At 43.5% G+C, this 19,404-nt stretch carries 20 protein-coding genes; 7 read left to right on the forward strand and 13 right to left on the reverse strand.

All coding sequences use genetic code 11. The features are described from left to right. Nucleotides 1-56 precede the first annotated feature (56 nt). Entirely contained in the window at nt 57-392 is a 336-nt protein-coding gene (locus tag C9J01_RS11275) for a zinc ribbon domain-containing protein YjdM (protein WP_107298231.1), read from the reverse strand. A 159-nt stretch (nt 393-551) separates the two neighbouring features. Then, nucleotides 552-1,208 (reverse strand): class I SAM-dependent methyltransferase, encoded by a 657-nt coding sequence (locus C9J01_RS11280; RefSeq protein ID WP_107298232.1) that lies wholly within the window; start codon nt 1,206-1,208, stop codon nt 552-554. A 312-nt stretch (nt 1,209-1,520) separates the two neighbouring features. Between C9J01_RS11280 and C9J01_RS11285 the strand changes: the two genes are divergently transcribed. Continuing rightward, on the forward strand, nt 1,521-1,760 hold the full coding sequence (locus tag C9J01_RS11285; protein WP_107298470.1) for a PAS factor family protein: 240 nt from the start codon (nt 1,521-1,523) through the stop codon (nt 1,758-1,760). A gap of 39 nt (nt 1,761-1,799) precedes the next feature. On the opposite strand, the gene C9J01_RS11290 is transcribed toward C9J01_RS11285, so the two are convergent. The 3 genes from C9J01_RS11290 to C9J01_RS11300 all read right to left on the reverse strand — a co-directional run bounded on the left by C9J01_RS11290 (nt 1,800) and on the right by C9J01_RS11300 (nt 4,220). Beyond that, complete coding sequence (locus tag C9J01_RS11290) at nt 1,800-2,741, reverse strand: D-2-hydroxyacid dehydrogenase family protein (RefSeq protein ID WP_107298233.1); 942 nt, start codon at nt 2,739-2,741, stop codon at nt 1,800-1,802. 109 nt (nt 2,742-2,850) lie between these two features. Beyond that, complete coding sequence (locus C9J01_RS11295) at nt 2,851-3,315, reverse strand: GNAT family N-acetyltransferase (protein ID WP_107298234.1); 465 nt, start codon at nt 3,313-3,315, stop codon at nt 2,851-2,853. Between the two features lie 134 nt (nt 3,316-3,449). Then, nucleotides 3,450-4,220, reverse strand: a complete 771-nt coding sequence (locus C9J01_RS11300; RefSeq protein WP_107298235.1) for a GNAT family N-acetyltransferase — start codon at nt 4,218-4,220, stop codon at nt 3,450-3,452. Between the two features lie 128 nt (nt 4,221-4,348). Here C9J01_RS11300 and C9J01_RS11305 point away from each other — a divergent pair, with 128 nt between their 5' ends. Continuing rightward, nucleotides 4,349-4,801, forward strand: a complete 453-nt coding sequence (locus C9J01_RS11305; RefSeq protein ID WP_158264525.1) for a GNAT family N-acetyltransferase — start codon at nt 4,349-4,351, stop codon at nt 4,799-4,801. Nucleotides 4,802-4,958: 157 nt separating this feature from the next. Here C9J01_RS11305 and C9J01_RS11310 read toward each other — a convergent pair whose 3' ends face one another. Continuing rightward, nucleotides 4,959-6,281 carry an anti-phage deoxyguanosine triphosphatase gene (locus C9J01_RS11310; RefSeq protein WP_107298237.1) on the reverse strand — a complete coding sequence of 441 codons (1,323 nt, stop codon included), beginning with the start codon at nt 6,279-6,281 and terminating at the stop codon, nt 4,959-4,961. A 325-nt stretch (nt 6,282-6,606) separates the two neighbouring features. Here C9J01_RS11310 and C9J01_RS11315 point away from each other — a divergent pair, with 325 nt between their 5' ends. Continuing rightward, a complete protein-coding gene (locus C9J01_RS11315) occupies nt 6,607-6,963 on the forward strand; it encodes a hypothetical protein (RefSeq protein ID WP_107298238.1) in 357 nt (118 codons plus the stop codon). A gap of 134 nt (nt 6,964-7,097) precedes the next feature. Further along, complete coding sequence (locus C9J01_RS11320; RefSeq protein ID WP_107298239.1) at nt 7,098-8,111, forward strand: IS110 family RNA-guided transposase; 1,014 nt, start codon at nt 7,098-7,100, stop codon at nt 8,109-8,111. 524 nt (nt 8,112-8,635) lie between these two features. Here the strand turns inward: C9J01_RS11320 and C9J01_RS11330 are convergent. After that, nucleotides 8,636-8,926 (reverse strand): hypothetical protein, encoded by a 291-nt coding sequence (locus C9J01_RS11330; RefSeq protein WP_237156943.1) that lies wholly within the window; start codon nt 8,924-8,926, stop codon nt 8,636-8,638. 956 nt (nt 8,927-9,882) lie between these two features. Between C9J01_RS11330 and C9J01_RS11340 the strand changes: the two genes are divergently transcribed. Then, a complete protein-coding gene (locus C9J01_RS11340) occupies nt 9,883-10,356 on the forward strand; it encodes a cell division inhibitor SulA (protein ID WP_107298242.1) in 474 nt (157 codons plus the stop codon). A gap of 226 nt (nt 10,357-10,582) precedes the next feature. Next, nucleotides 10,583-11,989 (forward strand): basic amino acid/polyamine antiporter, encoded by a 1,407-nt coding sequence (locus C9J01_RS11345; RefSeq protein WP_107298243.1) that lies wholly within the window; start codon nt 10,583-10,585, stop codon nt 11,987-11,989. Between the two features lie 74 nt (nt 11,990-12,063). Here C9J01_RS11345 and C9J01_RS11350 read toward each other — a convergent pair whose 3' ends face one another. From C9J01_RS11350 to phnW, 5 genes are all read right to left on the reverse strand, one after another. Next, nucleotides 12,064-12,462, reverse strand: a complete 399-nt coding sequence (locus C9J01_RS11350) for a hypothetical protein (RefSeq protein ID WP_107298244.1) — start codon at nt 12,460-12,462, stop codon at nt 12,064-12,066. Between the two features lie 372 nt (nt 12,463-12,834). Then, nucleotides 12,835-14,052 (reverse strand): glucose-1-phosphate adenylyltransferase, encoded by a 1,218-nt coding sequence (glgC, locus tag C9J01_RS11355; protein WP_107298245.1) that lies wholly within the window; start codon nt 14,050-14,052, stop codon nt 12,835-12,837. 305 nt (nt 14,053-14,357) lie between these two features. Then, on the reverse strand, nt 14,358-15,170 hold the full coding sequence (phnX, locus tag C9J01_RS11360; protein WP_107298246.1) for a phosphonoacetaldehyde hydrolase: 813 nt from the start codon (nt 15,168-15,170) through the stop codon (nt 14,358-14,360). Between the two features lie 93 nt (nt 15,171-15,263). Next, a complete protein-coding gene (locus C9J01_RS11365) occupies nt 15,264-16,658 on the reverse strand; it encodes an aspartate aminotransferase family protein (protein WP_107298247.1) in 1,395 nt (464 codons plus the stop codon). A 10-nt stretch (nt 16,659-16,668) separates the two neighbouring features. Beyond that, nucleotides 16,669-17,766 carry a 2-aminoethylphosphonate--pyruvate transaminase gene (gene phnW, locus C9J01_RS11370; protein WP_107298471.1) on the reverse strand — a complete coding sequence of 366 codons (1,098 nt, stop codon included), beginning with the start codon at nt 17,764-17,766 and terminating at the stop codon, nt 16,669-16,671. Nucleotides 17,767-18,086: 320 nt separating this feature from the next. Between phnW and C9J01_RS11375 the strand changes: the two genes are divergently transcribed. Continuing rightward, nucleotides 18,087-19,100 carry a putative 2-aminoethylphosphonate ABC transporter substrate-binding protein gene (locus tag C9J01_RS11375; protein ID WP_107298248.1) on the forward strand — a complete coding sequence of 338 codons (1,014 nt, stop codon included), beginning with the start codon at nt 18,087-18,089 and terminating at the stop codon, nt 19,098-19,100. Nucleotides 19,101-19,214: 114 nt separating this feature from the next. Here the strand turns inward: C9J01_RS11375 and C9J01_RS29615 are convergent, their stop codons facing one another. After that, nucleotides 19,215-19,361 carry a hypothetical protein gene (locus C9J01_RS29615; protein WP_158264526.1) on the reverse strand — a complete coding sequence of 49 codons (147 nt, stop codon included), beginning with the start codon at nt 19,359-19,361 and terminating at the stop codon, nt 19,215-19,217. Nucleotides 19,362-19,404 lie beyond the last annotated feature (43 nt).

The following is a 19,404-nucleotide window of genomic DNA, read 5'->3' on the forward strand; positions in this document are numbered from 1 at the left end:
TTTAATTTAGAAAGGATGCATTGACCACAAAGGCAGCCAATGCAGTGTTTGTTCGTTTAGGCTTTCTTGACGTACTTAGCAGTAATCATCATTTCACCGGCACCATCGACTTTACAATCGAGTTGGTGATCTTTGCCGTCTACGATGCGGCGAACAACGGCCTTGGTACCAATCTTGATGACCAATGAGCTTCCTGTCACCTTGAGGTCTTTCGCCACTGTGACCTTATCGCCTTCAGCCAACAGCGTTCCATTGGCATCTTTAATTGACAAAGCCTCTTCTTCGGCAAGTTCAGTTGGGTTCCATTCATAAGCACATTCTGGACAAATCAGATGGTTTTGATCTTGGTAAACGTACTCTGACTGACAGTTCGGGCAAGGAGGCAAAGACATATTTTTCTACTTCTAACTAACAACACAATCAGCGTATGGTAATAGTTCTTGGCACCTTTAGCGAGCCAATTCCATTTACTCAAATGAAAACATACCGTTAAAGTGATTTAAACGACCCAGCAGCCAATCTGCCATAGGCAATCAATTACATGAGCATTGTTACGAAGGCTTCTTAGCCGAGAACAGAGCAACACAGCCAATCAACTCCACTTTTACGTCAATGAAGTATTCATTGAGTGATGCCACCAACGCATCGAGCTCGTCGTTGTGGTTACTAAAGATGCCCTTTTTATTGTAAATACCCATCAGTTTTTTGGCGAAAAAGTTCTGTTTTGTCCCTTTGCCCAAGATGGTACTACCAAACAGTACACCGCCATCGTTCAATTGGCTTTTCAAATGGCCAAACATAACGCCTTTTTCATTGAAACTACCGGGCAAGCAATGCAGCAAGTAGTTAACACTAATTGAATCAAACTTTTCGATGTTTAAATCAAGTGGCTCGAGTACATCTCCACAGTAAACTTCGGGTTGAAAATGGTGGATGGCTTTGGAGGCTGTCTCAAGGCTATTTTCATTCAAATCCAGCAGGGCAATTCGCTTTGTTGTTTGAGGCAAACAGTTCTTCAGGTAGTAACCGGAGCCAACCCCGACATCCAGGTGATTAGGTGACACCAGCGTTGAAAATTGCTCTCTAATCAACTTCGTCGGGCATTTCCAGAAGTAGTGGTTTGATACACCTAATACCCAAAAATCATAGATTGACAGCACTTTCTTCGAGTAGACAGCCTGTCCAGCCATGGTTTCTTCTTTATTCATATTATTTTCATATATTTATCGATTATTTGGCACAAAACTATACGAAATAATGCTTCTAACAAATCTTACCGGAAGGGATTATTCAAAATTCGGAACTAAGTACACATTGTGATAACAACTTCGTGAGATTTTGTTACATGCCAACACTGTATAAACATACCACTCAAGTCCGTTCATCCCCCCTAATCACGGACTTGAGTGGTATGACTTCTAAACCAACACAATTGAATTGTGGTATTGTATGACATATATCACAGCGCTATGAATTCTATCAGTTATATAATCAGCCTACCCCCAATCACGATAATGATACTGATGAACACAACAACACTCATTCATGACACTCTAAAACGCCTTGCTGCCCACGCTCCTGAGCAGCATGCCCAAATTCGCCAAGCCTTATACGAACAGCTAAGTCTGCCATTTAACAAACAGCTAGACCTGTATGTAAATGTGTTAGGGCCAATCAGCTCGGGGAAAATAACAGGGTGTCACAATATTGAAAAAGCTGCCGAGTTAGCCTTCGAAGTGCTAGAGAGGCCAAGCCATTAAATCTCCCGCAACATGGCCCTACTTCGAGGGCCATGTTCATCATGACCCCTGCTCGAAAGCCACCAGATTTTCGAAAGCTATTTTAAAGTACAGCTCATAGCTATTATGTTCCACATAACCAAGGTGCGGTGTTGCGGTAACATTAGGCAAAGAAAGCAACGGTTCATCACCGACAGATGCAGGCTCTTTATCAAACACATCTACCGCGGCCCGCTTGGTTGGTACAGCAAGAAGCTCATTGTAGAGCGCAGACTTCTCAACAAGTTCAGAACGACTGATATTGAGAAATAGAGAATCCGGCTTCATTAGCCTCAAGTCACCTGCAGTCACACACTCTCGCGTGGCATCATTTAGACGCAGGTGAAGTGAAACAATATCTGAATTCGAAAAGAAATCGTGCTTGGAAACCGCTGATTCAAAGCCATGTTCCTGGGCTAACTTGCGAGACTGCTCACTGCCCCAAACCACAACTGACATTTCAAAAGCTTTGGCATATTGAGCAATTTGCTGCCCTATTTTACCATAACCCCAGATACCTAGTTTCAAGCCTTTGAGGGTACGTCCAAGCCCTAACACGCCTGAGTTTTGCCATTGGTTATTTTGAAGGTTAGAAGCATAAGTTGGGATATGACGACTTGCCGCCATGAGCAAAGCCCAACACAACTCTGAAGGTGCTATCGGAGAACCGCGCCCCTCCAAGACTTTGACCCCGTATTTTTCACACAGGTGGACATCTATATGATTACTGACTTTGCCCGTCTGGCTAATTACCTTAAGCCGTGGCAATTGAGAAAGTAGCGACTCCGTAATGACCGTTCTCTCACGGATTAACACAAGGGCCTCGGTGTCTTTGAGTTTGGCCACTAACTCTGACTCAGTCAGTGTTTCATTAAGCACGGTGACCTCATGCCCAGCCAATAGCTCGAAACAATCCAAGGTTTTGACGACATCCTGATAGTCATCCAACACTGTTATTTTCACTTCACCCTCCTTGTTGATAGATACCGTGTGTTATTACTCCGATAAGATAGAACCCAATTCCAGTATGACAACGCACGCCACGCTTTGGGGATCTTGCAAGTTTCAACGGTTATCCATGTAATACTGGTTTGCGATAGACTTTCGTTACTTCACCCGAAGGTTGATAAGCATCTTCTATGCGGGTCCAACCAAATTTCTCGTACAAGCCATCATGATCCGTTGTCAGGTAGAGATGTGTGTACCCGATAGACTTAGCAACATTACTTGCATGTTCAAACATAGTTCCACAAAGGCGCTTCCCCCTGTACTCGGGCTCAATAAATAAGGAGCTAAACCACGGGTAGAGATCGTGCCTGCTAACAAAGTCATTAATAATTAAGCCAAAGCAGCCGACAATTTGATCGCTATTAACCAGCACATAAAATTGTGGGATGGCATCTTCTGACTTGCTTGAGTTGAGCATTGCATTTTCAAAGTATGGGTAATTTTCTTGGGAGCCCCACTTGGAGTGGATGTATTTTGCGCACTCCAAGATACCTTTCGGGTAATCATTGACGTTATATATTTTGTACATCTTAAGTCCTTTTAATCCATACCTAACAGTTGCTGATACAGTTAGGCATCACCTAGAAACAAGGCACTTTCAATTGACCTCATCATTACTAATTACCCGCCTAAGAGGTGAGCAAAGCTAACCCTGTTATGTTTCTACTCTTTACACCAAACACTTCGTATAGCAGCACGACTAAAACCTACTGATTTACAGTTCTTACTGCTAGTACTGTTTGGCATTACGTCAGTTAATAGCACCTGAATACCTAACGAGATTGAATCTTCTATTCGAGCTTTGAGTAAAGCAGTTTGGCAGCCCATAGAACGAAAATTCTCTTGGGTGTACGCATTAGCTAATATCGCATGCTCATGTTCGATAAAACTCGTTGCCCAAGCACAAGGCTTACCGTTTATTCTTGCCACATAGCAACGGAATGTATCGGTACAATAGAAAGAGCGCTTCTTTTGCCAGATATTATCGGTACACTCTAAACCTGAGGTTTTGAGTAAAGCCAAAAAATCATCAACTTTGCTGTGGTCCCAACGTTCAACTGATACTGACTCTGAAATGTCTGTGGGTGCAACATAACTTGATGCCCGTAACTCAAGAAACTCATGTTCATAAGCGGGTGCAAGCCCACAGTTTGATAGCCAGGCTTTCAACTCATTTGTATCCGCTTTGGGCTCAATAGAAATCTCAGGCGAAATGCCATGATTAAACCGCTTAAAGTGATTCTCTAAGTTTTCTGGACTACTTACATCATGAATGATTATCTGATTATCGTACCTACGTGTTTGGTCGACAAAAACAGAACATCCTCCTGCTTCAAGGATAGAAAGATCACTTGGTAGGTCTGTTGATAGCGTTCGCTTATTATTAAATTGGAAATACGAACTATATACGTCTCTTACTCTTTTATCTTGCATCGTTCCCTCGATACTAAAAACTCAACCTTGAACTTAAAATGATAAGCGTTGGAAACCTGCCTAATACTTTTTATGTGATACTTCCTGCATCGTATATAATTTGGAAAAATAGATACATAAGAGTACTTATGCTAAGACAATTACAACTTACCGATAAAGCAAAAATGCTTGAGCTTGTGAACAAGACACAAATTTTTGCTCCAGAAGAAGTTTCATTCATTGCTGATACTTTTGAAGGCGAATCTAGTGAGGCTGTATGGTTCGGTAAATTTGAAGGCGAGCGAATGATTGGTGTCGCATACTGCGTGCCAATGGAAATGACCAACGCTACATGGAATGTACTCATGCTACTCGTTGATCCTGAACATCACCGACGTGGAATCGGTAAAGAATTGATGCAACTAATGGAAAGTACTTTGACCCAAAAAGGGCAAAGACTTCTTATTGTAGAAACCTCGAGTACAGACGACTTTCGAACGGCAAGATCATTTTACCGTGCAATTGGCTACGCTCAGCAAGGAGCCATAGAGCATTACTACGATGATGATGACCACAAAATTACGTTTATCAAAAGGCTGTAATGTATTTGAAGCTATGCTTGGGGCTGTCGTATAAGGCCGCGTTAGGTAGTGAGCAGCGCTACCACCCAACCTAAACTAGGCGCCTTAAACACGAAACCCAACGCGGAGACGAAAATCCCAAGCGTTGGGAATCACTCATAAATGCTTTGTTATAAATTTAAACTAACGGCGCAAATACTGAACCTTGTTCAGGCGTGAAAAGCCTTTGGTACAATTTACACGCTTCTGTATCTGTCATAGAAGAAATGTAATCAGCTATTACACGATCCAAACTCGTATCTTCAGATATTTTTTCTTGGACAATTATTGGTAAAAGCGCATATGGTTTAGACTTGAGCGCTGAGAAAATATCTGTAATTATTTTTTGACCTTTAAACTCCAATGTTTGAACATTAGGTTGAGATATTACTTGCTCATAAACAAAGTCTTTAAATGAACCAAGTATCTCATGGCGCTCACTATCCATCGTACACTGAAAATCCAATAGCGGACTTTCAAATTTATCTTGTTTACTAATTGTTGTCCCATTTACAAGTACATTTATAATATTGCTAATAGCAGCCTTGGTATCTTCTAAACGACCAGACGCCAACTTATTAGAAAGGTAATTTTTATTGGTGTTACCCCAACGCTTAGTAACTATTACAGATAGTTCCTCAAGCTCATGAGTTAATTTTTCGCAGACTTCATCTCGATGTAGGAGTTGCATAACTAGAGCATCTTCGAGGTCATGGATACCATATGCGATATCATCGGCACACTCCATGATAGTGGTGTCAAACGATTTAAATTGAGACTTCAGCTTACCTTTCACTTCACCGACAGAAGTGAATAACTCCTTATCTCGATCAGAGAATGGGTTGAGCACCCAGTCCAGCGTATCACTTTCTGTGTCATGAATACATTTGGGAGGTGACCATTGACCAATATCTGTTGTAGATATTTGTTCTGGGTTTGGATATTCGCGTTTCAACTGACTGTATAACACAGGATATTTAATTATTCCTAACAAAGTCCTACGTGTAAGGTTATAGCCAAAATCACTAGAATATTCACCTAGCTTACTTAATATTCGAAATGTTTGGCCGTTCCCCTCAAACCCGCCATCCTTATGCAGAAAATAATTGAGTGTTCTTTCACCATTATGCCCAAATGCTGGATGCCCTAAATCATGCGCCAAACAGATAGTTTCTATTAAAGGAATTGGAGCAATCCATTTTTTACTTGAGCATTCTCTTTGTTCCGCTATAAAGTTAAGGCGGTGAGTTATGGAGTTCCCTACTTGCGCAACTTCCATTGAATGGGTTAATCGAGTTCTAAAAAAATCGCTTTCACCAACACCATGCACTTGGGTCTTAGATTGAAGTCGACGGAAAGCCACAGAGTTAATAACTCTACTCTGATCTATTCTGTATAAATACTCATGTCTCGTTTCTGAATTACGCTTTCTATCACTTTGACGTGTTACCCATTCATCCATAAATATACCCTTTGGGAATACAAAAAAAACCAATTCTATCAGATAATAACCTAGTTGCACTATAAACTAGTTCAAAAGTAGGACTTTCTACTGCGTTTTTACTAGTGTCGGTTGAGGTGATTTATAACGCCAAATTTAGGTGTGAACAACGCTGCCACCCTATCTAAACCACTGTGCCATAAACACTAATCTGACCTGAAGTGAGAGCGATGAGCGTTGTAAATCACTCTTAATTTTATTGTTATGTTTATGGGGGCAATGCTACTAGCCACAAGACAACAAACAGTATATCACTCCATAAAATTCATTATAATTGAGAATTACTATGTTTGATAAAGTGATAGACGTTGAAAAGTTTTTAGATGCTGTTGATAACCCTATCATGCGCGGTGTTTTAGCTGCAGGTGGGACAGCAGCGTTAATTGCTGCAACAACAGCATTTGCTCCAATTGGTGTTGTTGGCGCAACTGGCTGGACACTAGTCTATTGGGTATTTGGCGGTACTATTACTTTGGACGCTGCAAGAAGAATGTGGGATGTATATACGAAAATGTCTACTGAAAAACGCGAACAGTTTGACAAAGAAATGGATAAGCTAAAACGAATGCTAGATGATGAAGCGATTTCAAAAGAAGAATTCAATGAAATGGCAAAAAATCTATACGAAAAATACGCCGGCTAAGCAGATAAAAAGTAAGTGTTTCTGCACTTACTTTTCCTTAAACTTCCGCGAGTTAAAGTAACGAATGACATGGACTCCCCCTCATCAGGCTCTGCCACACTTGGTAAGTCTGACTACACTCCTTGGAGGCCACCATGTCGCAATCAATTTATGGCATTGATTTAGCCAAACATTCGTTCAGTATCCATGGCGAAGATGAACATGACAAGGTACTGATCCATAAATCAATAACTCGTTCAAAAGTCCTTTCTACCTTTGCCAATATATCGCCAGCTATTGTAGGAATGGAGGCCTGTGGTACTTCTTACTATTGGGCGCGTGAGTTAGCTAAGTTAGGCCATACAACGAGAATCATGGCGTCCAAATATGTGGCGCCTTTCAGAACGGGTGCCAAGAACGATCTCAACGATGCTGTAGCGATTTGCGTAGCTGTCACCCGCCCTTCAACGCGCTTCGTCAAAATCAAATCTCCTGAGCAGCAAGCTATCCTGTTGCTACATCGCGCTCGTGATAACTGGGTTCATGAGCGAACAGCGTTGCTTAACCAAATAAGAGCAATGCTGGCCGAGTTTGGCATCATCGCACCGAAAGGCAGGCACGCATTACAAACCGCCATTCCAGAAGCACTTGAAGATGCTGAAAATCAATTGCCTGACCTAGCAAGGGCTATCCTCTCCGATAGCTACGATCACTTACTCAGCATCAACCAACGTATTGCCGACCAAGAAAACTGCTTTAACATGCTTGTTTCTCGTAGCCATAATGCACAGAAAATAATGAAAACTGCAGGTATCGGCCTTATTACCGCCACTGCCATTATCGCCAGTATCGGTAAAGGTGAGCAATTTGATAAAGACCGAGGCTTTGCTACTTGGCTTGGGCTAGTTCCTACGCAATACTCAACCGGCGGTAAACCCAGACTTGGCCTAATCACCAAAAAAAGCGATAAATACCTTCGGACATTACTAGTTCATGGTGCTAGAGCGTTCATTTCCGCCAACGGCAACAGGACCGAACGCTTGAGTTTATGGTGTAAAGACCTAGTCGAACGACGGAGCTTCAAGCGGGCTGTTGTTGGGCTGGCCGCAAAGAATGCACGAATCATATGGTCGCTGCTAAGTAACGACACCGAATATCAACCACTATAAAACCAAACTGTTTTCTAACGGAATAGCTGACTTCACCGGGTCATTGCAATAGCCAATGATGATGTAAGGTTCAGATCTTTTGCGGGAAAACCTGATAATGCGGCGGGCACTGTAGATGCCTTCTAACGAATGAGGATCCGCAACCGCGTAGTGTCAATAGGGGCATGGCGTTAAAAGCCAATAAACAGACCGAAGTAGAGCGGCAGTCCCAACCTTCCATTCTCTAACACTGTTGTTGACAACCGGGGGAGTCCATATAGCCCTGTTAAAGGGTGAGCGACGCAATACCGAAGCCGCCGCATACCACCTTGATCACTATAAATTCAACGCATAGTAAAAATGCCACGTGTTGCGAATCCCTCTTGAACAGTTTGTTATACATTTGTCCAAACCTTGGGATCGGACTTGAAGCCTTCTTTCTCTAGTTTTTCCAAAAAACTAAATGTTCCTGGAGCAGATTTTTTAACCTCGGACCAAATTTCAGAGAACAAGACTCTATTAATATTTTCTTCAATTCCACTCGCCTAGTCCTTCCAGCGGCGCTCACTTATACGCTTACTGTGCCTATGAGCAATTTGCTCGTTACACAAGTCGAGATAGTTAAACACAATTTCGCGTGCTTTTAACTTTTCAGGCTCAGGCAGGTCTTTACCAAGAAGCGCATCAACCGGGATTGCGTAAATTAGATCTCTATATTGTTGGTTAAATGAATCTTCAAACGTTACTTGAGCGAGCTTTTTGCTTTCGCGTATCTGCCAAGTTGCAACACCAACGCCAATTGCTGTCGCTATTGAAGCAATATTCTCTAAATCCATAACTTCCTCGAAAATGTATAACAGCTTTATAGATTGAATTTCGCACATTTATCTTTCAACCTATCATACTCAATAATGTATGTGCGAATACCCTATAGCACTGATTTTATTTCAACTAATCATCTACATGAACCTGTGACGCAAGTAATATGTTGGAAATTTCAACATATTACTTTCTAATTTTTATCTTTCGTCCAACTATCAAAAGCTATGCAGTACAATGTAAAGCCATTGAACTTTTGTGAATCACAGCAAGAAAGCTAAATGCAAATTAACTCTTTTAAGAACACCGCATTAGTTTATTATTTCTATTTATTTGCGTCGTCACCACATCCATAAATCAGCACTCAATAAGGTGATTAAACGGGCCTCCAAGCAGGCTAATCTCAAAAAAGCAGTAACATGCCACACATTTAGGCAATCTACCGCCCTTGAGACCTAACCCACTAATGCGATGTTTTACTTGCAGGGATATAACACCTGTTTACCTATCTGATTTATTTGAGCTTTTTCACCATCATATTGAAATATTGGTTATTTTCACATCTAACAAAGAACAGTGGCTAAGATCGCGCACTTTTGACTCGTTTCTTCCTTCTAATAGATACATACCTTGCCAGACGTATACCTTCATTATTTTGCAATCACTGTATAACCAGTACTGTATATACAGGTGTTTATACAGTAGTTGATACCTGTATACAGTACTGGTTATGGCTGAATTTTTGTGCTCTCAATCAAAATGTACTTGTTTAACAAAACATTCAACTCATTTTGATTACAATAATTTATACAACAAAATCAATATTTTAAGTGAAAAACAGTGGCCAATTTCATCTAGATTACGTCACGACATCCATTTCTTCATATAAAAAACACTTGCAACAGAGTCTGATTAACACTACTGTATAGACATACAGCATGTACAAATAAACACTGTTTGAGGATGATGGATTATGGCGGCTTACTTTGAACACCTAAACACAGTTTCTGCTTCTCAGGTCTACAAAGCGACTTTTAACACGACAGCCGAGGACGCTTCCTCTTCTCATACAGTAAGCTGCCCTATCGAGGTTTCTTTTAATGATGAAAGCCAAGCTCAGCTTGCTTACTTCTTGCGTATCCTCAAGCAGGCCAGCCAGCAAAACCGTTGGATCATGTTCATTGGCCAGAATGCACTGATTGACAAAAACTTGCTGAAAAGCGCCGGTATCAATTTGAACAAGGTTCTGGTGCTAACCAATAAGAAAGGCAAAACCGATCAGGAATTGATGGAAAAAGCGTTACGCAGCGGTAACTGCAGTGCCGTTATTGCAACGGGAGACATCCAACACTTTGCAAGTTATGCCATGCGCGAAGCGTCTGATACCGGTGCAAGCTATGCTTTTGTGATTAACCGTGACGAGAAATCGCAGATTACTTACCACTGAATTGCGCCAGCTATCACAGACTTATGCTTCGAAACCGATAGATAATTCTTTCCTATACTTACAAAGCCATCAGCAAACCTGATGGCTTTTTTGATCCAGTACAATGAATGGTGCAATTAACTATTTATTGCGTGATCTGCATCACTTTAGAAGTGCAAAACAAGAAAAATCCATCATAATACGCCTGAAAATTATAAAAATTCAGTCGTTATAACCGGATGTAAAAATGGATAAAAAACTGGGATTAGGATCGCTAACCGCTTTGGTCATCGGCTCAATGATTGGTGCGGGTGTATTCAGCCTTCCTCAAAACATGGCTGCTGTTGCCAGTCCCGCAGCAGTAATAATCGGTTGGACAATCACAGGCATTGGGATGATATTCCTTGCCCTTGCATTCCAACACCTATCACGACTTAAGCCTGAAATCGAAAGCGGTGTCTTTGGCTATGCCCAAGCTGGCTTTGGCGATTTTATCGGCTTCTGCTCGGCCTGGGGATACTGGCTCAGCGCGATGCTGGCTAATGTCTCCTACTTAGTCATCGTCTTCAGCACATTGGGTATGCTGTTTGACAGCCCCGATATGATGCTATTCGGAGATGGTAACACCTGGCTATCGGTTATTGGCTCATCTGTACTTCTTTGGTTGGTTCATGCCTTGGTTTTGCGCGGCGTGCAAACTGCAGCAATGATCAATCTGGTCACCACCTGCGCCAAGTTAATCCCGTTGTTCCTGTTTATTTTCTCTGCCCTCATCGCTTTCCATTGGGATACCTTCGTTTTCGATTTCACTGGCCTGCATTTTGGCGAGCAGCACGATTTACTGTCACAAGTAAAAGGCACCATGTTGATCACTGTGTGGGTATTCATTGGTATCGAAGGCGCAGTGGTTGTTTCGAACCGAGCCAAAAACCGGAAAGATATCGGTCGTGCTACCATCCTTGGCCTACTTACAGCATTAACTATCTACGTGTTCGTTACTTTGCTTTCGATGGGTGTGGTAAGTACAGAACAACTCGCTACCTATCAGAACCCTTCAATGGCTAAGGTACTTACTGAGATCCTCGGCCCGTGGGGCAAATACATCATCGGTGGTGGCCTACTGATTTCTGTTTGCGGTGCATTTCTCAGCTGGACCGTTTTGGCTTCTGAGGCTCCTTACTTAGGCGCGAGAGATAAGATGTTCCCTATCAGTTTTGCTAAGCAAAATGAGGCGGGAAGCCCGGTCAACTCACTGTTACTGACCAATAGTTGTATTCAAGTCAGCCTTATCTTTGTCATGTTTGCTGGGAGCACCTACGACACGTTGCTTGCTATCGCATCAGAGATGATCCTTGTGCCTTACTTCCTTGTTGGGGCATACACGCTGAAGCTGGCCATTGAGCGCAAAGATCGCGGCTCGCTGTTTATCGTCGGGCTATGTGCCAGCCTTTACGGGTTGTGGTTGTTGTATGCGTCTGGGCTTAATTATTTATTACTATCAGCCCTGCTCTATGTTCCCGGCCTGTACTTCTACGTAAAGGCCAAACGAGAGCAGCAAACCCGACCATTCGTTGGTAAAGAAATGACAGCAGCTAGCTTACTGACGGCAGCAGCCTGCGTTGCGGTGGGAATGCTTTGGAAAGGTATGATCTAAAAATGCAAAAGCCAGCTTACGCTGGCTTTTCTTTAACTTGAACAACCTGTTGTTAAACTCAAAAAACGAGGTATTTAGAGCATATGCGCTCTAAGTACTTCACCCTCATCGTCTAACTTGATCATCTTGCACGCTGCTTTGCTTTCTATCTCAACGAGCTGCAATTCCTCTAGCGCATAAGGAAGCTTGATCATCAGCTCATCAATATGCTCTGCTCGCGCAAGCCTCAACAGGCGAATCAAGTTGTTCGTATCACTTATGTTTGTTGAAAGCACTTTCAGTGCCTGCAACTGCAACTTCTCTGAGTCTGTCATTCCGTGTGGCATTGAAGAAGTCCATGTAATTTCAAATGCTGGAATTAGCGCTCTGAGCGCATCGACAAGTGTTACTCTCTGTTTGCATGATGCTGACAAGAACGTTGTGTAATCAAAAACAACATTGTCTGGATTTGAGAATTCAACTGATGTTTCCATATTCATCCCTTTAGAAACATAACCACTGTTGCTAATAACTCATGTGCACCTGGCTAAATATACCGTTAGCTAATAACCACTATACGACGAACTTAAGTATGAGCTATGTCTAATTTATGAAAATATGGCGTTGATCTGCTTTTTGCAAGCGAAAAATCAAGGTGGAAATAACCGCAATACAATTGATTAACATCAATAAAACCTTAAGCACATAGTGATCACCATCTTGATAAATATAAAAATTTAATATAGCTGTAATTGATAAATTTAATGATTTACCAAGGCAATAAATTAAAACAAATCCGCAACATTACAGCAATAAAAAACCGACATTTTATGCCGGTCTTTTTTTTGAGTTTTTTAAACTAAAAATCAGAACTGATAATCTGATGGAATAACAACCACCCCTTTTGGTGAAATAACAAATCGCTCGGCATCTTGCTTGGGATTAACGCCAATCTCAAGGCCTGGAGGTATGACAACATCTTTATCGATAATGCAGTTCTCGATATGTGCTCCCTCTCCTACCACAACTCCCTCAAACACGATGCTGTTAATTACCACGGCGGCATTCTCGACTTTAACCTTGGGAAACAGAACCGAGTTTTGTGCAGAACCGCCCTTAATCGCCACCCCATTGGAAATAATCGAATTAATGAAGATCCCTTCATTCCCCGCCGGCGACGATACCGTTCGCGCAGGTGGCAACTGCTGCTCGTAAGTACGGATCGGCCACTCTTTTTGGTACAGATCCATCGGCGGATAGTATGACAGCAAATCCATATTGGCCTGATAGAACGAATCAATCGTGCCGACATCTCGCCAGTAAGCATCTTGACTTACCCGACCTGCCGAGCCGCCAAACTGATAGGCATAAACCCGTTCACCGTCGATCAAGCCGGGAATAATATCTTTACCGAAATCATGGCTGCTTGCCGGCGATAGTGCATCTTTTTCCAACGCTTCTTCCAACGCTTTCATCGAAAAGATATAGATCCCCATCGAAGCCAAGCAGGCTTCAGGGTTATTCGGGATAGCCTGAGGGTTTTCTGGTTTCTCGGTAAACGAGTAGACCCTTTGGTACTCATCAATTGACATAACACCAAAAGCATTGGCCTCTGCTTTTGGTACTTCCATACAAGCAACCGTTAAGTCTGCCTCATTCTCAACATGCTGCTTAAGCATTGGCTCGTAGTCCATGCGGTAAATATGATCACCGGAAAGTACAACCACATATTTAGCTTCGCTGCGGGTCAACAGATAGAGGTTCTGGTAAATAGCATCAGCCGTACCCTGATACCAGTTCTCACCGGTTCTCATCTGCGGTGGGACAGCAGTAATGTACTCGCCCAATTCCGGGTTGAAGATAGACCAGCCATCACGCAGATGTTTTTGCAGGGAGTGCGATTTATATTGGGTTAATACCAACACCCTGCGCAGTCCTGAATGCAAACAGTTAGTCAGGGTAAAATCTATAATCCGGTATTTTCCACCAAATGGTACAGCTGGCTTGGCTCTATGGTCTGTTAAAGGTGACAACCTAGACCCAACTCCACCTGCCAAAATTACGGTAATCGCTTCCTTTTTCATACTCTCCCCCTAGCGCAATGTCAGACAAAGAGTTACCAGCAATATGCACGCCACAAATCGATAAACGTAAGATATTAATAATATTGAAATAAATCAGCTGCTCTAGTGTTTTAACAACGTCTTGCACCATGTTGGTGAGCCAGTTTGGGACAATTGCACAAAAAAAGCCCTTTTGGTGTATGGCCGCACCAAAAGGGCAACTTATACCTCATGCAACGACAAGCACTGCTGTGTTGCCCAGGTATTGTTCATTCAAATTTGTTGTTATATAAACTGTTTTACTGCTGACATGTCGGCAGTTACGCTTATGGGCGCTCGCCTGCTGCTAAACGACGCTCGATATCGGCAACAACTTCTGGCAAATCTGCGATTGTATCTATCTGGTAATGTGCACCAGAATGGGCAAAAGCATCGATGGCTTTTGCACGAGCACCAGCAAGTGTCGCTTCGTCTGCTTGCTCAAACTCTGCTTGGGTCAGGCCAGCTTCATTACCCGACAACAGCAACGCAACTGTCCACATACCTGCGTTCAAGCCCTCGGTAATTCCAGGTACAGAGTCATCAATCTTGATGCACGCTTTCACATCAGTGACAGCAAGTTCAATCATATTCTGGAGGACCATATACGGTGCAGGGCGACCACCTGCTGCAAGATCATCCGTTGCCACTGCGCAATCAGGGCTGTATCCGTTTTCTTTTGCAACTGGGATCAATGCATCAAGTACGACACGAGGGTAACCCGTGCACGAACCAATCTTGATGCCCTCTTCGCGAAAGCCATCGATCACTGCTTTAGCGCCCGGGATCAAATCAGCATGCTCGCCTACTTTAGCAATCTGGAGCGGCATAAAGGTTTGGTAAATTTTATCGATGTCTTCTTTTTGCATCGGCTGGCCGAACTTGTCCTGCCAACGCTGGCTAACTTCAGGCAATTCACCCACTGCTTTGATGTGGTCCCACTTGCCTAGGCCCATAGGTACACGAGCTTCAGCCAACGAAATATCAAAGTCATACTCGCGGCGGAACGCTTCAACAAAAATGGTGGTTGGTGCAAACGAGCCAAAATCAACAACGGTACCGGCCCAATCAAAAATTACTGCCTGAACTTGCTTAGTCATTTTTTCTTCCTTTTGAATCTCTTTGTTTGCTGGCAGCACCGTTGGTGACCAGCAAAATATCAATATGGTTTATTAGAAAGTGATTATCTTTAACTACTGGCTTTGTACTTCGCTGATTGCTTGCTCAACCATGTCCATAGCGCGCGCCAAGTCTTCACGATCAATGATCAACGGCGGGCTAAGCTGCAATACGTTACCCTGTGACACTTTGAAACTCATGCCTAACTCAAGGCATCGATACATAACTTGCTCGGCCTCTTTCAACGCCCGCTCTTTTGACACACGGCATGTCACGAGCTCAACGCCCCATAACAAACCAACGCCTCGAACATCCCCTATCAGTGGAAATTTCTGTTTCATTCCTTCCAGACGATCGCGCATATACGCTTCGTCATTTTTGACTTTGGCCAACAAGTTCTGCTGTTCAATCACTTCAATCGTTGCAAGTGCCGCAGCACAGCCAATTGGTGATTTTTCGTGGGTGTAGTGACCTAATGAAACATGCGACGCCGTGTTGTACTTATCTTTGGTGATCATAGCGGCAATCGGTACGACCCCACCGCCCAGTCCCTTGCCAATACAAAGGATGTCCGGCTCGATACCAAACTCCTGATAGGTGAACCAGTTTCCGCTGCGGCCCATGCCATTAGGAATATCGTCAATGATCAGCATGACATTATGCTTGTCACAGATCTCACGGATACGCTTCCAATATGCTTTACTAGGTACCTGCACATCGGTGTTGCGGATACCCTCGGCAACAAAGGCTCCGATACCGCCTTCTTTTTCGATAACGTATTCGAGGTAATCGGCATAGTGCACATCGCTTCCATCATTGGAAGGGAATGCACCACGGTAGCTCACTGCAGGTGGGATACGTTCGACACCCGCCATAAGTGGCCCCATTCCTTCACGGAAACACGCTTCTCCGCCGACAGAAATAGCATCGAGCGAAGCACCGTGGAATGAATCCCATAAAGAAACGACTTTGTAGTTTCCAGTCACATATCGGGCAAGCTTGAGCGCCATGCCAATGACCGAGGTGCCGCCGGGTGCAAAGAGCACTCTATCCAGATCGCCCCCTGCAATCTCAGTCAGTTTCTTAGCACAATCAATGGCTGTCTGGTTGGTAAAACGTCGCGGCGAGAAAGGCAACTCTGTCAATTGCTGCTGGATACGACCAACGACATGTGGGTGGCCGTAACCTAACTGGTGGACATTGTTTCCATGGAAATCCATGTATTTTTTGCCCGCGGCATCTTCAATGTAGATACCGTGTGCGCCAACCAATGCATCTAGACATGGCGTCGACATCGCCTGATGCAAAAATACCTGACTGTCTTGTTCGAGCATTTGCTGTGTTTTTTGATCGGCAATACTGTTCGTCCACGCCACACGGGCCGGAGTAATATTAGTATCGCCTTCGCTACGCAATGATTGGTCGGTCAAGGCTGAACTGTTCGATTGAGAGGTCGCTAGCTGTGTCATCACGCTTCCCTTATGCCCAGTACATTGCTGATTCGATAGCATCGATCAAACGGTGCATATCTTCATTGTGTACATCGCCAATGTTGCCGATACGGAAGCAATCAGCGTTTGACACTTTACCTGGGTAGATAACAAAACCTTTTTCTTTAAGGAGGTTATAGAATTTTTTGAATTCATACCCTTGCGCTTCTGGTGAGTAGAAAGAGGTGATAATCGGTGAATGCAACGACTTATCCAGCAGGCATTTGAAGCCAAGCTTTTCCATCCCAGCAACCAAGATTTGTTGGTTAGATGTATAGCGTTGATAGCGTGCTTCTACTCCACCTTCTTCATGTAACTCTTGCATAGCCTGGTGGAAAGCTCGAACGGTATGGGTTGGAGAAGTAAAGCGCCATTTGCCATGGTTTTTCTCCATGCACTGCCATTGATCAAAAAGATCCAGCGACAACGAACGAGCGCGGCCTTCGCACTGTTCCAGTTCAGCTTGCTTGGCAATGACGAAACCGAAGCCCGGTACACCCTGAATACACTTGTTTGCAGAGCTGATCATAAAATCGATCCCCAGCTTTCCGATATCCAATGGGATACCACCAAAACTCGACATCGCATCTAAAATCATGATTTTGTCGCGTGACTTAACCACATCGCATACCGCTTCAACTGGGTTCAACATGCCTGTGGTGGTTTCACAATGCACCATTGCGACGTGGGTAATACCCGCGTCGTTATCAAGATAGTCAGCGACTTGCTGCGCTGCTGGCTGGGCAACTTCACCAAGCTCAATAATGGTGTGCTCGATGTTCAGGTACTGTGCAATCTGGCCAATACGTTCACCGTATGCACCGTTATTGACCACCAGCAACTTGCCACCTTTAGGAACAACCGTCCCGATTGTCGCCTCAACCGATGCCGTACCACTGCCTTGCATGAGTACACTTGTATAACCTTCAACATCTGTAGCCAGTTCCACCAACTGCTTGCGGATCACTTCTACAATGCCTTTGTTGTATTCGTCATCCCAAGTACACCAATCTTTCAGCATTGCTTCGCGAACAGTGCGGCTCGTTGATAGTGGACCAGGGGTAAGTAGCAGATATTGATTATCCAAGTTTTCCATTGTCTTGATTCCAAATTGGACTATACCAGATGCGATGAACTATAACGATGTTAGCAGAATGCTGTAAATCCCCTCTGGTTATAATTAACAAAAGCTTCATATTATGTATTTTTTTGCCTCCCTCCTTTATTTACTCTTGAGTTAATACTGTCAAAAAGAACCCATAAAACTGTTAGCAAACTGAAATATCGCAATCATCTAAGTGTCATATTTCCTGCCTAGCATCTTCCGTGTCGAAACAGTCTGGTACAGACCAAGCTGCCAAATTATTACTTTTGCTTGGTTACCCAAATATTCATGGAGATGACAAAATGAAAAACCGTTGGATGATTGCCCCTCTTACTGCAATTGCTGCACTTACCGCTTCTTCTGCATTTGCCGCTGAGGAACTGACGGTATATACCGCTTTCGAAACTGACATGTTGGCTAAATTCAAAAACGGTTTTGAGCAAGCTAACCCAGATATCAAAATTAACTGGGTACGTGACTCAACCGGTATCATGACGGCAAAATTGTTGGCAGAAAAAGGTAACCCTCACGCCGACGTTGTATGGGGCCTAGCAGGTTCTTCTATGGCGCTTCTAAAAGAAGAAGGTGTACTTAAGCCATACACCCCAGAGGGTCTGGATCAAATCCGTACCAATTTGGTTGACCCGCAAGATAACAAGGCATGGTTCGGTAACGATGCGTTCTTCAATGCTGTCTGCTTCAACGAAATTGTTGCCGAGCAAAAAGGCCTATCGAAGCCGGAAAGCTGGGAAGATTTGCTAAAGCCTGAATACAAAGGCCACATTGCAATGCCAAACCCTGCCTCTTCGGGTACGGGTTATATGCAGGTTTCAGCGTGGATCCAGTCAATGGGCGACGATGCAGCATGGCAATACATGGAAAAACTAGATAACAACATCGCCCACTACACCCACTCTGGCTCCAAGCCTTGTGTACAGGCGGGTATGGGGGAAGTTGCTATCGGTATTTCAATGGCAATCCGTGGCGCGACACTGAAAACCCAAGGTGCACCAATCGATATCATCATGCCTAAAGGTGGCGTGGGCTGGGAAGCTGAAGCTGTTGGTCTGGTCAATACCGAATCTGATGCTGCCAAGCGCCTGGTTGACTGGTCTATCTCAGAAGAAGCGAACAAGCTATACAACGAGTTCTACCCGGTTGTCGGTCATACGTCTATCAACGCAGAAGTGAAGAACTACCCAGATGTAGAGAATGCGATGGTTGATATGGACTTCGGTAAGATGGCGGTGAGCCGTGAAGATGTATTGAAAGCTTGGTCTGACAAGTTTGATGCGAAATCTGAGCCGCGTTCATAAGTAACATCAAATCATAGTATTTAATTCGCTAAGCGTGACGGTAATGCTGTCACGCTATTTTTGTTTTATACCTAGTTAAATATGTGATGTATCAATATATTTAATTTAACGGTATTAGAGTTGGAAATATGGCTGCCTAGCCGTTCTAACCTCTTGGCTTTCCAACCCTTCTTGTTGCTCATTTTGAGCATCTAGCTTCGCCAGTTCTTTTTTCATCTCCGACAGTTCACGCTCCATATAAGATATATTTCGAATCAACATTTTTCTTTCCATGATGCTTTGCCTCAATCAAAAAATACAAGAA

The organism is Photobacterium rosenbergii, assembly GCF_003026455.1.
GTDB lineage: Bacteria > Pseudomonadota > Gammaproteobacteria > Enterobacterales > Vibrionaceae > Photobacterium > Photobacterium rosenbergii.